Annotated in this window: 18 protein-coding genes; 8 read left to right on the forward strand and 10 right to left on the reverse strand. The window is 68.7% G+C overall.

The annotated features are described in order from the left end of the window. Positions 1-522 precede the first annotated feature (522 nt). From H0X90_RS14370 to H0X90_RS14380, 3 genes are all read left to right on the forward strand, one after another. Positions 523-2,088 (forward strand): sensor domain-containing diguanylate cyclase, encoded by a 1,566-nt coding sequence (locus H0X90_RS14370; protein ID WP_059722224.1) that lies wholly within the window; start codon positions 523-525, stop codon positions 2,086-2,088. A 174-nt stretch (positions 2,089-2,262) separates the two neighbouring features. Then, positions 2,263-3,645 carry a cache domain-containing protein gene (locus H0X90_RS14375; protein ID WP_006496242.1) on the forward strand — a complete coding sequence of 461 codons (1,383 nt, stop codon included), beginning with the start codon at positions 2,263-2,265 and terminating at the stop codon, positions 3,643-3,645. A gap of 32 nt (positions 3,646-3,677) precedes the next feature. Continuing rightward, positions 3,678-4,322 (forward strand): response regulator transcription factor, encoded by a 645-nt coding sequence (locus H0X90_RS14380; protein WP_006485936.1) that lies wholly within the window; start codon positions 3,678-3,680, stop codon positions 4,320-4,322. Between the two features lie 45 nt (positions 4,323-4,367). On the opposite strand, the gene H0X90_RS14385 is transcribed toward H0X90_RS14380, so the two are convergent. Further along, on the reverse strand, positions 4,368-5,888 hold the full coding sequence (locus tag H0X90_RS14385; RefSeq protein WP_077189856.1) for an MFS transporter: 1,521 nt from the start codon (positions 5,886-5,888) through the stop codon (positions 4,368-4,370). Positions 5,889-6,032: 144 nt separating this feature from the next. Here H0X90_RS14385 and H0X90_RS14390 point away from each other — a divergent pair, with 144 nt between their 5' ends. Beyond that, complete coding sequence (locus H0X90_RS14390) at positions 6,033-6,671, forward strand: TetR/AcrR family transcriptional regulator (protein ID WP_077189855.1); 639 nt, start codon at positions 6,033-6,035, stop codon at positions 6,669-6,671. An 81-nt stretch (positions 6,672-6,752) separates the two neighbouring features. On the opposite strand, the gene H0X90_RS14395 is transcribed toward H0X90_RS14390, so the two are convergent. After that, positions 6,753-7,349, reverse strand: a complete 597-nt coding sequence (locus H0X90_RS14395) for a phospholipid-binding protein MlaC (protein ID WP_006485934.1) — start codon at positions 7,347-7,349, stop codon at positions 6,753-6,755. A 326-nt stretch (positions 7,350-7,675) separates the two neighbouring features. Between H0X90_RS14395 and H0X90_RS14400 the strand changes: the two genes are divergently transcribed. Continuing rightward, positions 7,676-10,309 (forward strand): MMPL family transporter, encoded by a 2,634-nt coding sequence (locus tag H0X90_RS14400; RefSeq protein WP_077189854.1) that lies wholly within the window; start codon positions 7,676-7,678, stop codon positions 10,307-10,309. Further along, the gene (locus tag H0X90_RS14405) at positions 10,302-11,309 is read left to right on the forward strand and encodes a VacJ family lipoprotein (RefSeq protein WP_034203112.1); all 1,008 of its coding nucleotides are present in this window, start codon (positions 10,302-10,304) and stop codon (positions 11,307-11,309) included. The genes H0X90_RS14400 and H0X90_RS14405 overlap by 8 nt, the downstream gene beginning before the upstream one ends. A 104-nt stretch (positions 11,310-11,413) precedes the next feature. Here the strand turns inward: H0X90_RS14405 and H0X90_RS14410 are convergent, their stop codons facing one another. The 5 genes from H0X90_RS14410 to H0X90_RS14430 form a co-directional block, all read right to left on the reverse strand. Then, a complete protein-coding gene (locus H0X90_RS14410; RefSeq protein ID WP_006496236.1) occupies positions 11,414-12,121 on the reverse strand; it encodes a phosphorylase in 708 nt (235 codons plus the stop codon). 3 nt (positions 12,122-12,124) lie between these two features. Next, positions 12,125-14,098 (reverse strand): squalene--hopene cyclase, encoded by a 1,974-nt coding sequence (shc, locus tag H0X90_RS14415; RefSeq protein ID WP_006482092.1) that lies wholly within the window; start codon positions 14,096-14,098, stop codon positions 12,125-12,127. 12 nt (positions 14,099-14,110) lie between these two features. After that, on the reverse strand, positions 14,111-15,364 hold the full coding sequence (hpnE, locus tag H0X90_RS14420) for a hydroxysqualene dehydroxylase HpnE (RefSeq protein WP_058902453.1): 1,254 nt from the start codon (positions 15,362-15,364) through the stop codon (positions 14,111-14,113). Positions 15,365-15,377: 13 nt separating this feature from the next. Beyond that, positions 15,378-16,226 (reverse strand): presqualene diphosphate synthase HpnD, encoded by an 849-nt coding sequence (hpnD, locus tag H0X90_RS14425; protein WP_006485179.1) that lies wholly within the window; start codon positions 16,224-16,226, stop codon positions 15,378-15,380. Positions 16,227-16,484: 258 nt separating this feature from the next. Next, positions 16,485-16,817, reverse strand: coding sequence for a hypothetical protein (locus H0X90_RS14430; RefSeq protein WP_006480205.1), 333 nt, complete (start codon positions 16,815-16,817; stop codon positions 16,485-16,487). Between the two features lie 190 nt (positions 16,818-17,007). On the opposite strand from H0X90_RS14430, the gene H0X90_RS14435 reads away from it, so the two are divergent. Next, positions 17,008-17,892 carry an alpha/beta fold hydrolase gene (locus tag H0X90_RS14435; protein ID WP_077189853.1) on the forward strand — a complete coding sequence of 295 codons (885 nt, stop codon included), beginning with the start codon at positions 17,008-17,010 and terminating at the stop codon, positions 17,890-17,892. A 19-nt stretch (positions 17,893-17,911) separates the two neighbouring features. Here H0X90_RS14435 and H0X90_RS14440 read toward each other — a convergent pair whose 3' ends face one another. From H0X90_RS14440 to H0X90_RS14450, 3 genes are read right to left on the reverse strand one after another with little or no spacing between them, the layout of a single operon-like run. Further along, positions 17,912-18,850: a GGDEF domain-containing protein gene (locus H0X90_RS14440; protein ID WP_006485173.1), complete on the reverse strand. Its 939-nt coding sequence runs from the start codon at positions 18,848-18,850 to the stop codon at positions 17,912-17,914. Continuing rightward, positions 18,847-19,473 carry a chemotaxis protein CheC gene (locus H0X90_RS14445; RefSeq protein WP_006496234.1) on the reverse strand — a complete coding sequence of 209 codons (627 nt, stop codon included), beginning with the start codon at positions 19,471-19,473 and terminating at the stop codon, positions 18,847-18,849. The genes H0X90_RS14440 and H0X90_RS14445 overlap by 4 nt, the downstream gene beginning before the upstream one ends. After that, a complete protein-coding gene (locus tag H0X90_RS14450; protein ID WP_011548759.1) occupies positions 19,466-19,834 on the reverse strand; it encodes a response regulator in 369 nt (122 codons plus the stop codon). The genes H0X90_RS14445 and H0X90_RS14450 overlap by 8 nt, the downstream gene beginning before the upstream one ends. Before the next feature lie 470 nt (positions 19,835-20,304). Between H0X90_RS14450 and H0X90_RS14455 the strand changes: the two genes are divergently transcribed. Then, on the forward strand, positions 20,305-22,554 hold the full coding sequence (locus H0X90_RS14455) for a hybrid sensor histidine kinase/response regulator (protein ID WP_012493655.1): 2,250 nt from the start codon (positions 20,305-20,307) through the stop codon (positions 22,552-22,554). Positions 22,555-22,568 lie beyond the last annotated feature (14 nt).

The raw sequence follows: 22,568 nt of genomic DNA on the forward strand, positions 1-22,568 counted from the left end.
TTCGTCCCGCATGCCGGGCGCCGGCCGTACGCCGGCCTCGCGAAACGGGCAGCCTCGCGGCTGCCCGTTTTCATATTCGCGTTCACCCGGGCGTTGAAACCGATAATCGGCGCCTGTCGCCGGCCCACCATTAATCCGCCGGTATCCGCAACCGTCGGCGCGACCTCCCCGCCGCCCCGCAAAGCCTTGCGCCGCAATGCTGCGCCCGATATTGGCAAGCCCGGGATTACACCGTAATTTGACCCCGATCAACAGGGTGCAACATTTTCCGCGCACGCAAACACGCGCGTTATACTCCGTGGAATTCGCATCGCGCAATTCGTCAGATCGTCGAATTGCAGTCAATGTTTACCTGTGAATATAGGGTTTATCCGGTCGCGATTGTCGATAATCGGCGGCCGTTTTTTCCGCTGAACGAAAGGCTGGCACGGGCAGAGGGCTGCGCACCGGATCGCCACCGGTAGTCATACGAACAATCGCATCGACCCGCCGCCCGGCGACGATGCCCCCGATCCACGGACCATGGCCGAAACCGACTACGCAATGCCCAGCGAATCCGGCCTGACGAGCCGTGTCGCCGCTCATCTGCGCCGGTTCCTGCTGCCGCACCTGATCTTCTATACGGGGCTGCTGATCGCGCTGATCCTGCTGCTCCTGTGCGGAATCGTGCTGTACGAAGGCCGCATCGACGCGCGCGACCGTTCGCGCAGCATGCAGCAGAATCTCGCGCTGATGGCGTCGTGGGACATCGAACGCAACATCGAGATCTATTCGCTGTCGCTGCAGGCGGTCGTCGAAGGCGCGAACGACCCCGACGTCACCAAGCTGCCGATGCCGCTGCGCCGCCAGGTGCTGTTCGACCGCGCGACGACGGCCAAGTACCTCGGCGGCATCTACGTGCTCGACGCAAAGGGCGACATCGCGGTCGACGGCAAGAGCGACGTGCCGCGCAAGGCCAACTTCGCGAACGAACCGTACTTCACCGTGCCCCGCGACCACCCCGAGATCGGCCTGTACGTGAGCCCCCCGTATCATTCGCGGCTGCGCGGCGGCTCGCCGAGCATCGCGCTCAGCCGGCGAATCACGCGGCCCGACGGGTCGTTCGGCGGCGTCGCCGTGATGTCGATCCGGCTCGAATATTTCCAGAATCTGTTCTCGCGCCTGTCGCTCGGCGATCGCGGCTCGGTTGCCCTGATCAACACGGACGGCAAGATGGTCGCGCGCGAGCCCTACGACCCCAGGATTGTCGGCCGCGACATCAGTCGCGCGAGCACGTTCCGGCATTTCATGACCGCCAGCGAAGGGAGCTTCGCCGATACCGCGTCGATCGACGGCGTGCGACGCCTGTACGTGTTCCGGCACCTCGACGGCCTGCCGCTGATCGTCATGGTCGCGCGCTCGGAAGCGGACACCTACGCCGCGTGGTACGACCGTGCGATCCCGATCGGCTCCGCGATGGTCGTGCTCGCGATCGGCTTCGTCGGCCTGTCGCTGCTGCTCGACGTGCAATTGCGCAAGCGTCATCGCGCGGAAACCGAGCTGCAGGCGCTCGCGCGCACCGACGGCCTGACGGGCCTCGACAACCGCCGGATGCTCGACGTCACGCTCGCGCGCGAATGGCGGCGTGCCGCGCGCTCGCAACATGCGCTGTCGCTGCTGTTCATCGACGTCGATTACTTCAAGCGCTACAACGACACGCAGGGCCACCAGGCCGGCGACGACGCCCTCGCCGCGGTCGGCCACTGCATCGCCGGCTGCCTGCGCCGCCCGGCCGACTATGCGGCGCGCTATGGCGGCGAGGAATTCGTCGTGGTGCTGCCGGACATCGACTCGGACGGCGCGGTGACGATCGCCGAAACGATCCGCACGGGCGTCCTCGATCTCGGCATCCGCCACGACGCCGGCACGGTCGGCCGGCTGACGGTGAGCATCGGCGTGACGACCAGCTATCCCGAACGCGACGACAACATCCAGGCCGCGCTGAAGCTGGCCGACGATGCGCTGTACCGGGCGAAGGAAGGCGGGCGCAACCGCATCGTCGTGCAGGCGGCCACGCCGCCCGACGATCGCCAGTCGCGGCGGGCCTGAGCGTACGGGCAGCGGCGGGGCCGCCGCCGTCCGCAGGCAAAATCACCGACAATATCGGCTCGATACGCCACCGCGCCGCCGCGCGGCCGACGTCCCCGGCCGGGCCGCGCCTGGCTGGCCGCGCCTGGCCAGCCGCACCACGGCCGCGCCGGTTCGCGGCCGCTTCGCACCACCATGAGACTCAAGGCAAAGATCTTCCTTCTGGCCATCGTGCCGTTCCTGCTCGCGATCGCCGGCATCGGCTTCGGCGTGCGCCAGCAGGCGACGTCGCTCGCGCGCACGCAGCACGCGACGATCCAGGCCGCGTACCTGTCGAGCAAGGAAGTCGAGCTGAAACACTACGTCGAGCTCGCGACGAGCGCGATCATGCCGCTCTACGACGCGAGCGGCCGTAATGCGCGCGACGACGCGCTGCTGCGCACGCAGGCGCTCGCGATGCTGCAGAAGATGGATTTCGGCCCGGACGGCTATTTCTTCGTGTACGACCTGCACGGCAATTCGCTGATGCATCCGCGCGAGCCCGAACGCGTCGGCCACAACTTCTGGTCGATGCGCGACCCGCAGGGCGCACTGACCATCCAGAAGCTGATCGGCGCGGCGTCGCAGGGCGGCGGCTACGTGCGCTACGCATGGCAGCGGCCGTCGACGGGCCGCGTCGCGCCGAAGCTCGGCTACGTCGTCGCGCTCGAGCGCTGGGGCTGGATGGTCGGCACCGGCATCTATCTCGACGACGTCGACACCGCGCTGCAGCGCATCGACGCGCGCGCGTCCGCGAACATCGAGCGCACGATGAGCTGGCTCACCGCGATCGCGCTCACCGGCGCGGCGGCGATCGCCGTGTGCGCGCTGGTGCTGAACGTCAGCGAGTCGCGCAGCGCCGACGCGAAACTCAAGCAGCTCGCGCAGCGCGTCGTCGAATCGCAGGAGCAGGAGCGCGCGCGGCTGTCCCGCGAACTGCACGACGGGATCAGCCAGATGATGGTGTCCGCGAAGCTGATGCTCGAATCCGCGCTCGCGCGCTTCGAGCGCGGCACGTCGCGCGTGCCCGAAGCCGAGCAGGCGCTCGCGTCGGGTGTCGGGCGGCTCGGCGATACGCTGCGCGAAGTCCGGCGCATCTCGCATGCGCTGCGGCCGTCGATGCTCGACGATCTCGGCCTCGCGGCCGCGCTCGAGCAACTCGTGCGCGAGCTCGGCGCCGAGAGCGGCATCGACATCGGCTATACGCAGGTCGCGCACAGCGGCACGCAGCCCTTGCCCGAAGCCGTCAACACCGCGCTGTTCCGGATCGCGCAGGAAGCGCTGAGCAACATCGTGCATCATGCGCGGGCGTCGCGCGCGGCCGTCACGCTCGACGTCGGCGCGCAAACCGTCACGCTGACGATTGCCGACAACGGCTGCGGCTTCGACGCCGAACGCTCGCAGGCCGACGCGCGCCGCGGCATCGGCCTGCGCAACATGCGCGAGCGCCTCGACGCGCTCGGCGGCACGCTGACGATCACGTCGCAAGTGGGCCACACGATCGTCGCCGCACGCGTGCCGCTGCGCAGCGCGGCGTGACGACGCGCCCCATTACAGGAGACCTTTCACGCATGAGCGCCCCCGATACCGCCCGGCCCGCCGCCCGACTGCTGCTCGTCGACGACCACCCGCTCGTACGCGACGGCTTGCGGATGCGGCTCGAAGCGGCCGATCTGTCGGTGGTCGGCGAGGCCGGCAACGCGGACGAGGCGCTCGCGCTCGCCGCGTCGCTCGAACCCGATCTCGCGCTGATGGACGTCGGCATGAACGGCATGAACGGCATCACGCTCGCCGGCGTATTCCACGAGCGCTTTCCGGGCATTCGCGTGCTGATGCTGTCGATGCACGACAACATCGAGTACGTGACGCAGGCGGTGCGTGCCGGCGCGAGCGGCTATCTGCTGAAGGATTCGCCCGCGAGCGAGATCGTCCGCGCGATCGGCGCCGTGCTGGCCGGGCAGACGTTCTTCAGCGAAGGGCTGGCCGCGCGCATGATCCAGGCGAGCGCGACCGCGTCGCCGCTGGACCGGTTGACGCCGCGCGAGCGCGACATCCTCGACGCGCTGGCCGAGGGGCTGTCGAGCAAGCAGATCGCGCAACAGACGGGGCTGTCGGTGCGCACGGTCGAGACGCACCGGCTCAACCTGAAGCGCAAGCTTGAGATCGAAGGGCAGGCCGAGCTGATCAAGTTCGCGGTCGAGCATCGGCGGCGGTAGGCACGCCTGTCGAACCGATCCGCCGCGACCCGCCCGCGCGCCTTCTCATTCCGGCTCCGGCCGTGAAGACGTCACGCACGAAACGGCCGCTTGCTGCGCCTTTTCACGTCGCATCGTCAACATCAGCGCGATCACCATACTGAGGATCCCGGAACACAGGATCGCGAGCGAAAACCCGTGCGCCATCGCATCCCGATACGCACCGAGCATGTCGGGCCGCCCGGCCGCGAGCACGTGCTCCATCACGGCCTGCCGCGCAAGCGTATCCGCGTGCGCGCCGCCCGCTGCGTGCATCGCGGCCGTCATCCGGTGCAACGCCCCGACGCTCATCATGCTGCCGAGCACCGCGATGCCCAGGCTCATCCCGGTCTGGCGCAATGCGTTCATCGTCGCCGACGCCATGCCCGCGCGCTCGGCCGGCGCCCGTTCCATCACGGTCATGCCGGTCGCCGGCACCGCGAGCCCCATGCCGACGCCGAGCAGCGCCAGCACCACGCCGACCGCCGCGTAGGGGGTTGTCGCACCGAAGCCGGCCATGACCGCGAGCATCATGCCGATCAGCCCGTATCCGGCCACCATCAGCGTATGCAGCGGCATGCGTGCCGCGATGCGCCCGAACAGCATCGACGTGATCGCCGTCATCACGAACTGCGGCATCAGTTGCCAGCCCGCCGTGGCGGGCGCACGACCCTGCGCCTGCTGCAGGAACAGCGACAGGAAGAACAGGCTGCTGTACCCGGAGAACCCGAGCATGAACGACGCGAGATTCGCGTGTACCAGCCGCCGGTCGCGAAACAGCCACACCGGCAGCAGCGGCCGCTCGACCCGCGTTTCGACCCGGACGAAGACGACGAACGCCACCGCGGCGCCCGCCAGCGGCGCCAGCACCTTCACCTGCGACGCACCGGCTTGGCCGATGCCGATCAGCCCGTAGGTCAGCAACCCGAGCCACACCACGCTCAGCGCCTGCCCGAACGGATCGAACGCCGCATGCGCCGGATGCCGGCGCTCCGGAATGCCCCAGGCGCCGAGCAGCACGGCCACGATGCCGATCGGCACGTTGACGAGGAAGATGTTCTGCCATCCGCCATGCTCGACGAGCAGGCCGCCCAGCAGCGGCCCGAGGATCAGCGCGAGCGCACTGAACGCCGACCAGCCGCCGATCACGCGGGCGCGTTCGCGCGCATCGGGAAACGCATGCGTGAGGATCGGCATCGCGCCGGGAATCAGCAACGCGCCGGCGAGCCCCTGGATCGCGCGGCCGGCCAGCAGCGGCCCGATCCTGCCCGCGCACGCGCAGACGATCGAACCGGCCGTGAACAGGATCACGCTCGCGAGCCACACGCGCTTGTGACCATAGCGGTCGCCGAGCGGGCCGGCCGACAGCATGAACGCGGACAGCGCGAGCGCGTACGCATTGACGACCCACTGCAGGCCGCCGATATCGGTATCGAGCGCCGTCTGCAGCGTCGGCAACGCGACGTTGACGATGCTGATGTCGAGCGTGGCGAGAAAGGTGCCGAGACAGGCGGCCAGGACGAGTGCGGCGCGACGGTAGCGAGACATGGCGGTCGACCCGCGACGGGCCCATTGATGAGAATGATTCTCATCTTACATATCGACTGACCGTCGGTCAATGGATCATGTTGGCCGTAAACGGGGCGCTGGCCTAAACTGCGGGCTTTGCATGAACGGGCGTCGAGCCGCGCGATGACGGACAGGACCAAGGCAGGGATCAGGACAGTGAAAGACGACGCGCCGGCGGGCAAGCCGCGCACGAAGCCGGCGGAAGTCCGCCTCGAGGAGCTGATGGCCGCGGCCGAGACGCTGTTCCTCGCGCAGGGCGTCGAAGCGACCACCATCAGCGAGATCGTCGAGCACGCGCAGGTCGCGAAGGGCACGTTCTATCACTACTTCGAATCGAAGACCGACATGCTCGCGGCGCTCGCGCAGCGCTACACCGCATCGTTCCTCGATCAGTTGCAGCAGGCGGTGGACGCGTGCGACGCCGACGACTGGCTCGCGCGCCTGCGCGCATGGATCCGCGCCAGCATCGACGTCTACGCCGCGACCTATCGCACGCACGACATCGTCTACACGAACCATCACCACCACGATCGCGAGAATGCCGACAAGAACGCGATCCTCGAGCAGCTCGGCGCGATTCTCGACGGCGGCGCCCGGGCCGGCACGTGGCGGCTCGCGCACCCGCAGGTCACCGCGCTGCTGATCTATGCCGGCGTGCACGGCGCGACCGATCACATCATCGCGGCGCCGCAAACGGATCGCGCCGCGTTCGTCGATGCGGTGGTCGACGATTGCCTGCGGATGCTCGGCGTCGGCGCATGACGCGCGGCCGACGCGCCGCGATGAAAAAAGGGCGCCCGGGGGCGCCCTTCGTCCATCCCGACCGCAGCCTTGCAGCGGTCGTCAGTTGGTCCGCGAATTGTGCTTCTGCAGATACGCGATCAGGCCGTCGATCCCGCCCGTCGCGAGCTGGCTCTTGAACTGGCCCTGGTAGACCTGGATCAGCCACGCACCCGACATGTCGATGTCGTAGATCTTCCAGTCGTTGCCGACCTTGCCGAGACGATAGCCGACCGACTGGCTGTCGCCCGGCGTCGTCACCGTCGACTGCACCAGCGCATCGGCGCCCGACGCGCCGCCGGCCTTGAACGAGAACTTCGCGTCCTGGCCGCCGAGCTGCGCGAGCGACGCGGCATAGGTGCGCGTCATCAGCAACCGGAACTGCTTGTACAGCTCCTGCTGCTGTTGCGGCGTGGCCTGCTTCCACGCGTCGCCGACCGCGATGCGGGTCGTGCGCTCGAAGTTGGTCGCGGGCAGGAAGCGCTGCTCGACGACCTGCGTGACCTTCGCCATGTCACCGCCGCGCGCGGCCGGATCGGCCTTCATCGCGTTGACGGTGCCCTCGACCGCCGTGCGGACGATATCGACCGGCGCGCTCTGCGCGAAAGCGGAAACCGACACGGCGGCCGCCGCGACGAAAGCAAACAGATGACGTTTCATACGAATTTCGCACTCGATGGGAAAAAACGGCCGGCTCTTTGCATCGGCCGGTGGAGCAAAGTATACCGGGCCTGACGCCCCGCTGCCGCCCGGTGACCGACTGTTACCTTTCGGCGCCGTTTGTCACAGGCGCGTGGCGGCGTGGCGGCGCAGCGCCGCGCCGATTATGTAAATATCCCCATACAAATGGACCGGCCGCGCGATCCGATTCCAACGTCGCGAGCAAATATCCTTCCCGCCCCGAATCTCCCCAACGTCACGACCGTCGCCGCCCCGCGCCGGTATACTTGGCTACTTTGCCCTTGCCAGCCGCTCCCCACCGCCACATGGTGACATCTCTCATCGTCCGACTCGTTGCGTGGTCGGTGCGCCGCCCCGTCTGGGTCGTCGTCCTGTCGCTCGTCATCGCCGCCTTCAGCGGCGTCTACGTCGCGCAGCATTTCAAGATCAACACCGACATCAGCAAGCTCGTCGATGCGGAGCCGCAATGGGCCGCGCTCGGGCAAGCCGTCGACAAGGCGTTCCCACAACGCAACGGCACGATCCTCGCGGTCGTCGAGGCGCCCGCGCCCGAATTCGCGACGGCCGCCGCGCACGCGCTGACCGAAGCGCTGCAGAAGGACGCCGCCGCCGGCCGCATCGGCCCCGTCGCCGAGCCGGGCGGCGGACCGTTCTTCGAGCACAACGGGCTGCTGTTCCTGTCGCCGCAGGACGTCACCGATACGACCGTGCAGCTCGCGAGCGCGCGCCCGCTCGTCAACGAACTCGCGAAGAACCCGAGCCTCACCGGGCTCGCCACCACGCTGTCCACCACGCTCGGCCAGCCGCTCCTGACCGGCCAGGTGAAGCTGCCCGCGATGGCGAAGCTGCTCGCTCGCAGCGCCGCGACGGTCGACGACGTGCTGGCCGGCAAGCCGGCCGCGTTCTCGTGGCGCGCGCTGGTCGACAACGATGCCGCGCGGCAGCCCGCGCGCGCGTTCGTCACCGTGCAGCCGGTGGTCAACTACGGCGCGCTGAAGGCCGGCGCGGCGACGAGCCAGGTGATCCGCGACGCGGCCCGGTCGCTCGACCTCGAGAAGCGCTACGGCGCGGCCGTGCGCCTGACCGGCGAACAGCCGCTCGCCGACGACGAATTCGCGTCGGTCGAAGACGGCGCCGCGCTCAACGGCGTGCTCACGCTGCTCGCCGTGCTCGTGATCCTGTGGCTCGCGCTGCGCTCGAAGCGGATGATCGGCTCGGTGCTCGTCACGCTGTTCGTCGGCCTCGTCGTGACGGCCGCGCTCGGCCTCGCGATGGTCGGCTCGCTGAACATGATCTCGGTCGCGTTCATGGTGCTGTTCGTCGGCCTCGGCGTCGATTTCTCGATCCAGTACGGCGTGAAGTACCGCGAGGAACGCTTCCGCGATTCGCGCATCGATCACGCGCTGATCGGCGCCGCGCACTCGATGGGCATGCCGCTCGCGCTGGCCACCGCGGCCGTCGCGGCGAGCTTCTTCTCGTTCATCCCCACCGCGTATCGCGGCGTGTCCGAGCTCGGGCTGATCGCGGGCGTCGGGATGTTCGTCGCGCTGCTGACCACGCTCACGCTGCTGCCCGCGCTGCTGCGCCTGTTCGCGCCGCCGGGCGAATCGAAGACGCCGGGCTTTCCGTGGCTCGCGCCGGTCGACGATTATCTCGATCGCCACCGCAAGCCGATCCTGATCGGCACGCTCGCGGTCGTGATCGGCGCGCTGCCACTGCTCGCGTTCCTGCATTTCGACTTCAACCCGCTGCACCTGAAAGATCCGAACAGCGAATCGATGGCGACGCTGCTCGCGCTGAAGGATTCGCCGGAAGCCGCCGTCAACGACGTCACGCTGCTCGCGCCGTCGCTCGCGCAAGCCGATGCGGCCGCGAAGCGCCTCGACGCGCTGCCCGAAGTCGGTCGCACGACCACGCTGTCGACCTTCATCCCCGCCGACCAGCCGGCCAAGCGCGCGGCGATCGCCGCGGCCGCGAGCGAGCTGCTGCCCGCGCTGACGCAGCCGGCCGCGCCGCCCGCGACCGACGCGCAACGCGTGGCCGCGCTCAAGCGCGTGTCGGATCTGCTGAGCTATGCAGCCGAAGATCACCCCGGCCCGGGCGCCGCCGCCGCGCAGCACCTGTCCGCGTCGCTCGCGAAGCTCGCCGCCGCCGACAGCGCGACGCGCGACCGTGCCGAACGCGCGTTCTCCGATACGCTGCGCATCGCGCTCGACCAGCTCGCTTCGCTGCTGCAGCCGCAGGACATCACGCGCGAATCGCTGCCGCCGCAAGTCGTGCGCGACTGGGTCGCGCCGGACGGCCACGCGCTCGTGCAGATCTCGCCGAAGGTGCCGAAGGGCGTCGACCCGAACGACGACACGATGCTGCGCCGTTTCGCCAAGGCCGTGAAGGCCGCGGAACCGGGCGCGACCGGCGGGCCGATCTCGATCCTGCATTCGGCCGACACGATCATCAACGCGTTCCTGCATGCGGCGCTGTGGTCGATCATCTCGATCACGATCCTGCTGTGGGTCACGTTGCGCCGCTTCGGCGACGTGCTGCGCACGCTGGTGCCGCTGCTCGTGTCGGGCATCGTGACGCTCGAGATGTGCGTCGTGCTCGGCATGTCGCTGAACTTCGCGAACATCATCGCGCTGCCGCTGATGCTCGGCGTCGGCGTCGCGTTCAAGGTGTATTTCGTGATGGCGTGGCGCGCGGGACAGACGGGGCTGCTGCATTCGAGCCTCACGCATGCCGTGCTGTTCAGCGCCGCGACGACGGCGACCGCCTTCGGCAGCCTGTGGCTGTCGCATCATCCGGGCACGTCGAGCATGGGCAAGCTGCTCGCGCTGGCCCTGACCTGTACGCTGATCGGCGCCGTGGTGTTCCAGCCCGTCCTGATGGGCAAACCGCGCGTCAAACGCGCCAAGAACCAATCGCAAGGAATCAATGAATAAGGTGCGAATCATTGCGGCGACCGTCGCCGCCAGCGCGATGCTGACCGGCTGCGCGACGGGACCGAACCGCAATCCCAACGACCCGCTCGAGCCGATGAACCGGGCGATGTACAAGTTCAACGACACGGTCGACACGAACATCGCCCAGCCGATCGCGAAGGGCTACCAGAAAGTCACGCCGACGCCGGTACGCACCGCGATCAGCAACTTCTTCTCGAACCTCGGCGATCTCGGCAACATGGCGAACAACCTGCTGCAGTTGCGCATCACCGATGCGACGCAGGATCTGATGCGCGTGGCGATGAACTCGGTGTTCGGCGTCGCCGGCCTGATCGACATCGCGACGCCGGCCGGGCTGCCGAAGCATCACCAGGATTTCGGGCTGACGATGGCGCGCTGGGGCATGCCGTCCGGCCCGTATCTCGTGCTGCCCGTGTTCGGGCCAAGCACGATCCGCGACGGCGTCGGCCGCGCGGTGGACGTGCGCTTCAACCTGCTGAACTACATCGAGCCGGCCGCGCGCAATCCGATGTACATCGCGCAGTTCATCAGCGCGCGTTCGGACCTGCTCGGCGCGACCGACCTGCTGAAGCAGGCCGCGCTCGATCCGTATTCGTTCGTGCGCGACGCGTACCTGCAGCAGCGCAAGTCGCTCACGTACCACGGCCAGTCGGCATCGGCCGCTGCGCCGAACTATGCGGAGCCGGGTGAAGCAGGCGCGGTGCCGGCGGCTACGCCGACCATGCCAGGCGGCTTGCCGAACTACGAGGATCCGGGCGAGTCGGGCGGCGCATCGGGCGCCACGCCGAACAACGCACCGGCCGCGCCGGGATTGCCGCAGTACGACGATCCGGGTGCGGATAGTGCGATGCCCGCGAGCGCGCCGGCGGCTGCATCGGTCCCGGCATCGTCGGGCGCCACGACGGCGCCGGCCGCCAACGGCGCGCCGATCGCGCCGGCGATGCCGACGCTGCCCGCGAGCAATCCGGCCGCGCAGTAACGCGACCACGGCGACCGCGCAAGAACAAAGCGCGCTGCATCATGCAGCGCTCTTTTTTTGTCCGCGCAAAACGCGAAGAGGGGAGAAAAATCGGCGCGCGCCGCTCAAACGATCCGCATCGCGCCCGCCCGCTCGAACGCGTGCCGGGCCTGGATCAGCGTCGTGCGCGCCGCGCGCGCGTCGCTCGCGACCTGCAGCAGCGGGCCGAGCTGCGACGGCTGCTTCAGCAGTTCGCGCAGGATCGGCAGGATCGCCGTGCTGCCGTCGTCGCGCAGGCCGGCCGTCGCCGCACGCGGCAGCGTGCGCCACGCCGGATCGACGATCGCGCGGCACACCGCGAACGGCACGCCGCGCGCGGCCGCGAAGGCCGCCGCGATGTGCGACTCCATGTCGACGGCCAGCGCGCCCTTCGCGTGATGCAGCGACGCCTTGTCCTGTTCGCTGACGACCGGCGCGCCGACGGCCGCCATCGTGCCGCGCGTGACGCGCGCCCACACCGGCGTGTCTTGCAGCGCGGCGACGAGCCGCGCGCTCCAGCCCGCATCGGTCTCCACGCGGCCGAACGGCCCGTCGATCGCGTTCGCGATCACGAGCGCACCGGGCGCGAGATCGGGCGCGAGGCCGCCCGCCGTGCCGAAGCTCACGATACCCGCGCAACCGTGCGCGGTCGCATCGGCGAGCGCGCGCTCGAGCCGGTCGGCCCGCGCGGCGAACACCGCTTCGACGCCGTCACCGCGCGCGATGCGCGCCTCGAACGCCATCCCGGTCACCGCGATGACGGGCAATGCGCCGTTGTGCTGCGTCGTCGCCACGCGTTACATCCCGACCGTCACGCGCGTCGCGTTCGCGCGCTTCAGGTTGCGGTAGCGCGCGAGCGCCCACAGCGGGAAGAACTTGCGATAGCCGTGGTAGCGCAGGTAGAACACGCGCGGGAAGCCCGTCGCGGTGAAGCGCGTCTCGTCCCACAGACCTTCTTCGTTCTGCTGGGCAACCAGGTAGTCGACGCCGCGCGCCACGGCCGGGTTGTTCACTTCGCCGGCCGCCATCAGGCCGAGCAGCGCCCAGGCTGTCTGCGACGCCGTGCTCGGCGCCTGCTCGTAACCGCGGTAGTTCAGCTTGTAGCTGTCGCCGTCCTCGCCCCAGCCGCCGTCCTTGTTCTGGATCGACAGCAGCCACTGCGCACCGCGCTTCATGCGCGGGTCGTCCGGCGTCAGGCCGGCCGCGTTCAGCGAGCACAGCGCGGTCCACGTGCCGTACACGTAGTTCATCCCCCAGCGGCCGTACCAGCTGCCGTCCGGCTCCTGTTCCTTCAGCATGTAGTCGAGCGCGCGGCGGGCCGGCTCGCTGTTCAGCGGCGTCTCGCCGAGCTGCGACAGCATCGACAGGCAGCGCCCCGACACGTCGGCCGTCGGCGGATCGAGCAGCGCGCCGTGATCGGAGAACGGGATGTTGTTCAGGTAGTACTGCGTGTTTTCCGGTTCGAACGCGCCCCAGCCGCCGTCGCTGCTCTGCATGCCGACGACCCATTCGCGCGCCCGCGCCATCGATTCGCGATACGTGTCCGATTGCGTGAGCTTTTGCGCGCGATCCATCGCCATCACGACCACGGCCGTATCGTCGACGTCCGGGTAGTGCGCGTTCGCGTACTGGAACGCCCAGCCGCCGGGCCGCACGTTCGGGCGGCGCGAGATCCAGTCGCCGCGCACGTCGAGGATCTGCAGCGGGCGCAGCCATTCGAGGCCGCGCAGCACGGCTTCCTGCGCACGCGCATCGCCCGTTTCGAGCAGCGCATGCGCGGCGAGCGACGTGTCCCACACCGGCGACAGGCACGGCTGGCAATACGCTTCATCGTCGTGCACGACGAGCAGCTTCTCGACCGACTTGCGCGCGATCGCGCGGTTCGGATGATCTTCCGCATAGCCGAGCGCGGCGTACATCATCACCGAGTTGGCCATCGCCGGATAGATCGCACCGAGGCCGTCCTCGCCGTTCAGGCGCTCGTCGACGAACGACACGGCCTGGCGGATCGCGCGTTCGCGCGTGTAACTCGGGAACAGCCCGTCGACCGCGCGCAGCGCATGGTCGACCACGCGGAAGAACGCGAACCAGCCCGGGCTCTGATGCCCCTGGCGCGGCAGCAGCCCGGCGTTGACCGGTGGGTCGATGAACAGCTCGTCGATGCGCACGCCGCGCGGGTTCTTCGCAAGCGGTCGCTTCGCGTTCAGCACGAGCAGCGGCACGATCACGGTGCGCGCCCAGTACGACACCTTCGACAGGTGGAACGGGAACCACTGCGGCAGCAGCATGATCTCGACCGGCATCATCGGCACCGCGCGCCACGGAATCGCACCGTACAGCGCGAGCTGGATGCGCGTGAACACGTTCGACATCTCGGCGCCGCCCATCGCGTGGATCGCGCGGCGCGCGCGCTGCATGTGCTCGGCATTCTCGTCGTCGCCGATCACCTTCAGCGCGAAGTAGGCCTTCACGCTCGCGCTGATGTTCGGCGCACCGTCGGTGAACAGCGGCCAGCCGCCGTCGGCCTGCTGGATGCGGCGCAGATACTTGCCGATCTTCTGTTCGAGCTCGAGGTTCGGCGTCTCGCCAAGATAGTGGACGAGCAGCACGTATTCGGCGGGAATCGTCGAATCCGCCTCGAGTTCGTAGACCCAGTGGCCGTCCGCTTGCTGCGCGGCCAGCAGCGCGTCGGTCGCCCGCGCGACGGCCGCGTCGACGCCGGCCGGCACGGCGCCGGCGGACAAGGTAGCCATTTCGGTGAGATCGTTCATCGGTCCCTCTCTTTATTGCGTCTGGAGCACGTCCGCGGCCAGCTGGCCGGAACGGATCGCGCCCTCGATCGTGGCGGGCAAGCCGGTGGCAATCCAGTCGCCCGCCAGTACAAGATTGGTCCAGCGCGTACGCACGGCCGGACGTTTCATTTCCTGCGACGGCACCGCCGCAAAGCCCGCGCGCGGCTCGACGACGAGCTGCCACGCGGGGATGGTTTCCGGGTTCGCGCCGGTCACGCGCGCGACGTCTTCCCAGATGCGCCGCGCGAGCGTGTCGCGCGGCATGTCGAGCCAGCGGCCCGCATCGCGGATCGTCGCCGCGAGCTGGCCATCGCCGCTCCGCACCGCATCGACGACGCCGTTGACGACGGTCGTCTGCAGCGGATGGCCGGCCGACGCTTCGACCGCGAAATACGCGGTCACGACCGCGCTGAACGTGTCGGGCGCGGCGAGTTCCGGCACGAGCGGCTGCGCGACCTCGGGCGGCACGGCCAGCACGACCGCGTCGCCCGGCGCGAGATCGATGCGCTCGCCGCCGATCGACACCGCATCGACCGCATTGCCGTGCGCGCCGAACTCGAACGCGTCGAGCCGCGAATTCAGGCGGATCTGCGCGCCGCCGTACTGCAGCATCCGCAGCGCCGGTTCGACGAACGCGCTGCCGAGCCCGCGGCGCGCGACGCGCGGACGGCAGCCGAGGCCGCCCGCGGCGAACGTGCCGCACAGCGCGGCGCGCGCGAGCTCGGCGCTCGCGTGGCGCGGCTCGATATTCAGTACCCCGAGGAAGTACGGCCGCAGCCAGCGATCCCACAGCACGCCGTCGCATCGCATCGTCTGCGCGAGCGAGCGGCCCGTGCGGGCGAGCGCGAGCGGCGCAAGCGCGAGGTAGTCGAGCGGCGTCGTGCCCGGCGCGCGCGACGCGGCATCGAACAGCCACGACGGCCAGCGGCCGTTGCCGAAGCGCAGCGTCCAGCGCTGTTGCGACGCGATGTCCATCACCGGGAATTCAGCCAGCGCGGGCCCGGCGAGCTGATCGGCCGCGCCGATCGCGCGCAGGTAGCGCTGCGTCGCCGGCTGTCCCGCGAAAACCGTGTGCAGCCCGCTGTCGAGCGTCGTGTTCAGCGTCCCGTCGAACCACGACCGGCAGCGGCCGCCGGCGTGCGCATGCGCATCGTGCAGCACGATGCGCCGCCCGCGCCGTTGCAGCTCGACCGCGGCCGACAAGCCCGCGAGTCCTGCGCCGATCACATGGACGGTCCTGGGCATCGCGTCGGTCGACTCAGAACAGCGCGTAGCGCGCGGCGATCATCAGCATGCGCGCCTTCGGCTTGCGCAGCGGGGCGCGCGGCGCGGCAAAGCCGCGTGCGATCGCGGCCTCGAGAATGCAGCGATACGCGCCCGACATGATGCGCGGCGCCTTCACCTGCGCACGCGGGCAGGTATCCATCACCGCGTCGGCCTGGCGGAAGTGCTCGAGCGCGCGCTCGACGAGCGTCGCGCACACGCGCGGCAGCGCCGGATCGCGCACGATCGTCGCCGGATCGGTGATCGCGATGCCTTCGCGCGCCAGCAGTTCGCGCGGCAGGTAGCAGCGGTTGATCGCCGCGTCGTCGTCGATGTCGCGCAGGATGTTCGTCAGTTGCAGCGCGCGGCCGAGGTGGTGCGACAGCGTGATCCCTTCGGCTTCCGGCATCCCGAAAATCCTCACCGACAGCCGGCCGGCCGCGCTCGCGACGCGATCGCAGAAGAGGTCGAGCGTCGGCTCGTCGGGCGCGCAGATGTCTTCCGCCGCGTCCATCGCCATCCCGTCGATCATCGCGTGGAAATCGTCGCGCTGCAGGTTGAACGCGCGGATCTCGCGATCGAGCGCGGCCAGGTGACGCGGCGGGCGGCCGGCGAAGCATGCGTCGATGTCCGCGCGCCAGCGATCGAGGCCCGCGTTGCGCTCGGCGCGCGGCAGGTCGCTGTCGGCGATGTCGTCGACCGCGCGGCAAAACGCGTAGACCTGGAACATCGCATCGCGCTGCACGGCCGGCAGGATGCGCATCGCCAGATAGAAAGAACTGCCCGATGTGACGGCAGCGGCGTCGGTTTCTTGTTCGTCCACGACGGAATGGGAAACGGCCAAGACGAGCTCCACGGAGACACCCACGCGGGGCGATTGAAGAAGCCATGCCCGGCTGGGATGGTCAGGGCGTCGAATGCGTGCGAGATATGCGAACGATCGACGCAGACAGGCACAAATTACCGGCCGGAAGCCGGAATTGGCCGAAAGTATAGCAATCTTTGAAGTTCGATGGCGGACACGCGCCCTGTCTGGCGGGGCGTTCAGCGCTGTCGGGAGGCCCGCACAGCCGGCCTGGGCGAACCGGCGCCGCGCGGTGCGTCAGCCGTAGACGATGTCGCGCTGCAGATCGAGCGCGATGAGTCCCATTTCGCGCGTGAGCTGCAGCATCGAGCGGCGCTCGAGGCGCGAGCCCATGAAGCTCGTCACGCGGCCGTCGGGCTCGGCGGTGAACTGGAAAACCGCGCCGCCGGTGCCGAACCACGCGCCCGGCACGTCGGGCGATTCCTGCCAGTCGATCTGCTCGAACACGCGCGCGATGCCCGCCCGCACCAGGTCGCCCGGGCCGATCGGCGGCGCGATGTCGCCCAGATCGTCGAGCGAATAGGGGCCGGGTTTGTTCGGCTTCCGATAGAAGAGATAGTCGACGTTCATGGGGCGCAATCGCAGGTAAAGCAACAAATTAGCGCGCTTCGGCACAAATTCAAATCGGATCCGACGAAATGTGGCCTGCGCGACACAAAGGGACGGATCGTTGCCGGCATCGAAACGCGCCGCGCGATCGCGTCTCGATGCCGGCCGGTTCGTCTAAGATGACACCTTTCCCGCAAAAAATACGGACACCATGGAGACGCACGACACCACCACCCCGCAGGCCGATCATCCCGTTTTCGTGCTCGTGCACGGCGCGTGGCATGGCGCGTGGTGCTACGCCCACGTCGCGGCCGCGCTGGCCGCGCGCGGTTACCTGTCGATCGCGCGCGACCTGCCCGCGCACGGCATCCATGCCCGCTTTCCCGCGTCGTATCTCGCCCGGCCGCTCGACCAGGACGCGTTCGGCGCCGAGCCGTCGCCGGTCGCGAACACCACGCTCGACGAATACGCGACGCAGGTGATGCAGGCCGTCGACGACGCGTACGCGCTCGGCCGCGGCAAGGTCGTGCTGGTCGGGCACAGCATGGGCGGCCTCGCGATCACGGCGGCCGCCGAACGCGCGCCGGAGAAGATCGCGAAGATCGTCTATCTCGCGGCGTTCATGCCCGCGTCGGGCGTGCCGGGCCTCGACTACGTGCGCGCGCCGGAAAACCAGGGCGAGCTGCTCGGCCCCCTGATGCTCGCGAGCCCGCGTGTGGCTGGTGCGCTGCGCGTCGATCCGCACAGCGGCGACGCCGCATATCGCGAACTGATGAAGCGCGCGCTGTACGAAGACGTGCCGCAGGCCGATTTCGATGCGGTCGCGAACCTGATGAGCTGCGACGTGCCGGCCGCGCCGTTCGCGACCGCGATCCCGACGACCGCCGCCCGTTGGGGCGCGCTCGACCGTCACTACATCAAGTGCCTGCAGGATCGCGTGATCCTGCCCGCGCTGCAGCAGCGCTTCATCGACGAAGCCGACGCGTTCGCACCCGGCAACCCGACCCACGTGCACCAGCTCGACAGCAGCCACTCGCCGTTCGTGTCGCAGCCGGCCGTGCTGGCCGGCGTGCTCGCCGACATCGCGAAGGGTTGAGCAGGGCGGGCGCGGCCCGTCACGCGTACGCGACCGACCGATCGCGCCCGAGCCGCTTCGCGCGATAGAGCGCGGCGTCGGCCTCGTTGACGAGCACGTCGCAGGTCAGCGCGCCGGCTTTCGCGCACGCGCCGCCGACGCTCGCCGTGACCGGCACGCTGACGCCCTCGGCGTCGACCGGCAGGCTGCCGATCGCGTCGCGCACCTTGTCGGCCACCCGCATCGCCTCGTCGAGATTCGTGCACGGCAGCAGCAGCGCGAATTCCTCGCCGCCGAACCGGCCGAACGTATCCTGTCCGCGCACGATCGACGCGACGCGGCGCGCGGTTTCGCGCAGCACGGCGTCGCCCGCCGCATGCCCGAAGCGGTCGTTGATCGTCTTGAAGTGGTCGAGATCGAACAGCAGCACCGACAGGTCGCCGCCGTAGCGCTGCCAGCGCGCGAATTCGTCGCCGAGCCGCGCCTCGAAGAAGCGCCGGTTCGCGATGCCGGTCAGCCCGTCGCGATTCGCGTGTTCGCGCAGCTTCGCGACCGCTTCCTCGCGCTCCCGTTGCATCACGCTCACATGCGTGACGTCCGAGATCGTCACGCACACGGCCTCGACGTCGCGGCCGCGCGTGAGCGGCATGAACGTGCAGTCCTGCTGCATGTAGTCGACGCCGCCCGTGATCGGCCGGTCGTGCTCGAAGCGAAACAGGTAGGGCCGCTGCTCCCACGAGCTGAACGCGAAGCTGCCGAGCTGGAACACGCTCTCGAGCTTGCGCGACAGCCACGCGTGCGGCAGGTCCGGAAAGCAGTCGAACAGGTTGCGGCCGATCACGTCGGCGGCCGGGATGCCGCTGTGGTCCTGCATGAAGCGATTCCACATCAGGACGGTCATCGAACGGTCGAGCACGAACAGGCCGAAGCCGACCCGCTCGATCACGAGGTCGCTCAGCGACGGGGCGGCGGCCGTCATAGCGCGGACAGCAACGCGTCGAGCGCGTCGCCCATCAGCCGGATCGAATCCTCGGCCATCAGCATCACGAAATGCGCGCGGAACGTGTGGTCCTCGAGCCCGAAGTTCACCTCCAGCAGCAGCGCGACGCTCCACCCGAGCTCGTTCGGCTGGAACACGTCGTCGAACGACACGTTCGCGCCGAGCAGACCCGGCGGAAAGAACACGGGCTTGCGGCCGAGTTCGTCGAGGATCGACGCGACGCACGCGCCCATCAGCACGTTGGCGACGTCGAACACGAGCTCGTCCGGCGTCGCCATCCCGCCGTACACGCCGTCGCCGAAGGTGCGGTCGACGACCGACATGAGCCGCGCGACGCCCGCCGTGCGGCACAGCACGATCGCCTCGCCCTTGATGTCGGAACGGAAGCCCTGGCGCACGGCGGTCACGTTGTCGTGGATGCCCGTCATCTCGCGCAGCGCGTCGCCCGCGTCGGCCGCTTTCACGACGCGCACGCGCGGCACCGACAGCTCGATGAAATGCCCGAGCAGCAACGCCAGCCGCGCGGCGGCGCGGCCCATTGCAAGGTTGGCGATCTCCTGCAACGCGTCGCGTTGCTCCGCCGTGAACACCGATTCAGGCATACAACCCATACTCCTTGAGAATGGGCAGCAATGCCTCCGACGTCACGGGCTTGGCAACGAATGCGATCGCGCCCAATTCACGCACGCGTGCTTGCGCCTGCGGCTGGATATCGGCGGATACCACGATCACGAACGTGTTCAGATCTTCGTGGCGCAGTGTTTCCAGGACCTGATATCCGCTCATGTCGGGCATCGTCAGGTCCAGAAACATCACGGAAGCTTTGCCGTCACGATAGAGCGCCAAGGCCTCGCGACCATTCGCTGCATACGCGACGTCAACGTCCCAGTCTCCCGGCAGCGCCTTTGTCAGAAGTTTGCGAGCGAGCAGCGAATCGTCGGCAATTACAATCGGCAAAGGCATGGGGCGATGCGGTATACGGAATGGTCTCTCTCGCGTTAACGACCGCGCGGCGCACTTCTTTAGTGCCATGCGTTTCGGGCGCGGGCAACCGCCTTGCGGCCGCGCACGGGCGCCGCGACGCAGATGCGCGCGACGCACCGCGCGGCATCGCCGGCGGGCGCATATATCTGTCATAGGGAAAGCAAGGCGCGATTCTCGGAGTAAACCGGAGGCGATGCAACTCGCCATTTTCACCATTTCGAACAGAATCGATCCGATCGCGGGCCATTCCGAAAACAACCGCGACCATTTTCGAGATAAGCACGCAAAATTTTTCCTTGTGTACGTTTGCGCTGCCGGATTCGTCGCGTTTTCAATCTGACGGTTTACCGCTGTCACATGCGACGGGATGACGCCCGTACGGCGCCCCGCGGCGGGCCGTCGCAACTCGTTTATGATGGCAGACACCTCTGCCTCACCCGCTTTCCTCGATGACGTCCGAACGGCCTGCCGACTCCCGCGCCCCCGCCCCCCCTCCCGCCGACGACTGGCAGGACGACGGCAGCTACGCGTCCGGCGCACCGGAGCACGATTTCGCGGTGCGCCGCGTCACGCTGATCGTGCTGCTCGTCGCGGCGATCGTGCTGCCGTGCATCTACGTGGTGGTGATGGCGTACAACGACCTGAAGGCGCGCGAGGCCGCCGCGAGCGACGTGACGATGCGCACGGTGCGCGTCGCCGAGGAGCATGCGCTCAAGGTGTTCGACCTGAGCGAAACGCTCGATGCGCGCATCGTCGACCTCGTGCAGGACATGGACGACGCGACCGTGCGCAGCAGGGAATCCGACATCCACGAAGCGCTGAACACGATCGGCGGCGGTTATCCGCAGGTGGCGGCCGTGTCGATCTTCGGCGCGAGCGGGATGCTGCTCGCCAACAGCCTCTACTATCCGGCGCCGTACGCGTCGATCGCGAACCGCGACGACTTCGCCGGCATTCGCGACGGCAAGGTCATCGAACACATCTCGCGGCTGATGATGGGGCCGCTCAAGCTCGAGAACATCCCCGTGTTCAACACGGGCGTCGCGCGACGCCATAGCGACGGTTCGTTCGCCGGCATGGTGTCGATCGCGCTGAAGTCGTCGTATTTCAACGCGTTCTACCGCGACCTGCTCGGCGGCGCGAGCACGCCGATGACGATGGCGCTCGCGCGCTCGGACGGCGCGGTGATCGCGTCGTATCCGCCGCCGCCGTCGCTCGCGCACACCGATCGCTCGATCACGTTCGGCAATGCGCGCAACGATCCGCGCGCCGGCGTCGTGCGCGTGCGCCACGACGGCGCGAGCAGCGAGATCGTCGCGTATCGCCAGGTCGGCAGCTATCCCGTCTACGTGAGCTGCGCGTACCGCACGTCGGCGATCTGGCATGAATGGTACGAACACCTGAGCGTGCTGTTCCTCTCGATGTTCGCGCCGTCGGTCGCGCTGTGGTCCGTGATCTGGCTGTCGCTCAAGCGGCTGAAGGCGGAAGAAGAGGCGTGGGACCGCTGGCAGGCCGAAGCGTCGATGCGGCGCTCGATCGAATCGGCGTACCGGCAGTCGCGCAAGATGCAGGCGCTCGGCAATCTCGTCGGCAGTGTCGCGCACGACTTCAACAACCTGCTGATGATCATCTCGAGCAACGTGCAGATCGCGCGGCGGCGCGGCGTCCAGCATCTCGACAAGGAGCTCGGCGCGATCGAACGCGCGCTGAAGAACGGGCAGTCGCTCACGCGCCAGCTGCTCGGCGTCGCGCGCAAGCAGCCGCTGCACAACGAGACGATCGACGTCGGGCAATGGGTCGGCACGTGCCGCGAACTGCTGAAGACGTCGCTCGGGTCGAAGTCGTCGCTGGTCGTCGCGATCGAGCCGGGCGTCTGGCCGATCCGCGTGGACGTCGCGGAGCTCGAACTCGCGGTGATCAACCTCGCGGTCAACGCACGCGATGCGATGGCGACCGGCGGACGCTTCACGGTCGGCGCGCGCAACGTCACGCTGCGCCGCGAGGACGGCTTCCCGCTGACCGGCGACTTCGTGCAGATCTCGCTCGACGACACGGGTTCGGGCATGGCGCCCGACGTGCTCGCCCGCGCGTTCGAGCCGCTGTTCACGACGAAGGCGCAGGGGATGGGGACGGGGCTCGGCCTGCCCCAGGTATTCGCGTTCTGCGAACGCTCGGGCGGCCTCGCGACGATCGACAGCGCGGTCGGCGCGGGTACCTCGGTGCGTCTGTATCTGCCGCGCGCGCGCGCCGAGGATGTCGTCGCGCGGCCGGCGGCCGTCGCGCACGATGCGGGGAGCGGCGCGCTCGCCGGCCTGCACGTGCTGCTCGTCGAGGACAACGGCGAAGTCGCGGCCGGCACGGAGGCGCTGCTGTCGCTGCTCGGTCATCGCGTGACCTATGCACCGACTGCCGACGACGCGTTGCGCCTGATCGAAGGCGCCGCCGCGAACGATGCGTTCGATCTCGTGATTTCGGACATCCACATGCCGGGCCGCCTGAACGGCATCGATCTCGCCGAAGCGATCGAGAAGCGGCCGGGGAAACTGCCCGTGATTCTCGTCACGGGTTATGCGGAGGAACTCGACCGCACGCGCACCGTCAACGTCCGCGTGCTGTCGAAGCCGTTCGACATCGCGCTGCTCGACGAGATCCTGCTCGGCATCCGCGAAGCGCGCGACGCACGCCACGCCGGCGCGTGACCCGCTGCGGGCGG

Origin of the sequence: Burkholderia sp. 9775_39 (assembly GCF_015712225.1) — a bacterium.
In the GTDB taxonomy this organism is placed as follows: Bacteria; Pseudomonadota; Gammaproteobacteria; order Burkholderiales; family Burkholderiaceae; genus Burkholderia; species Burkholderia cenocepacia.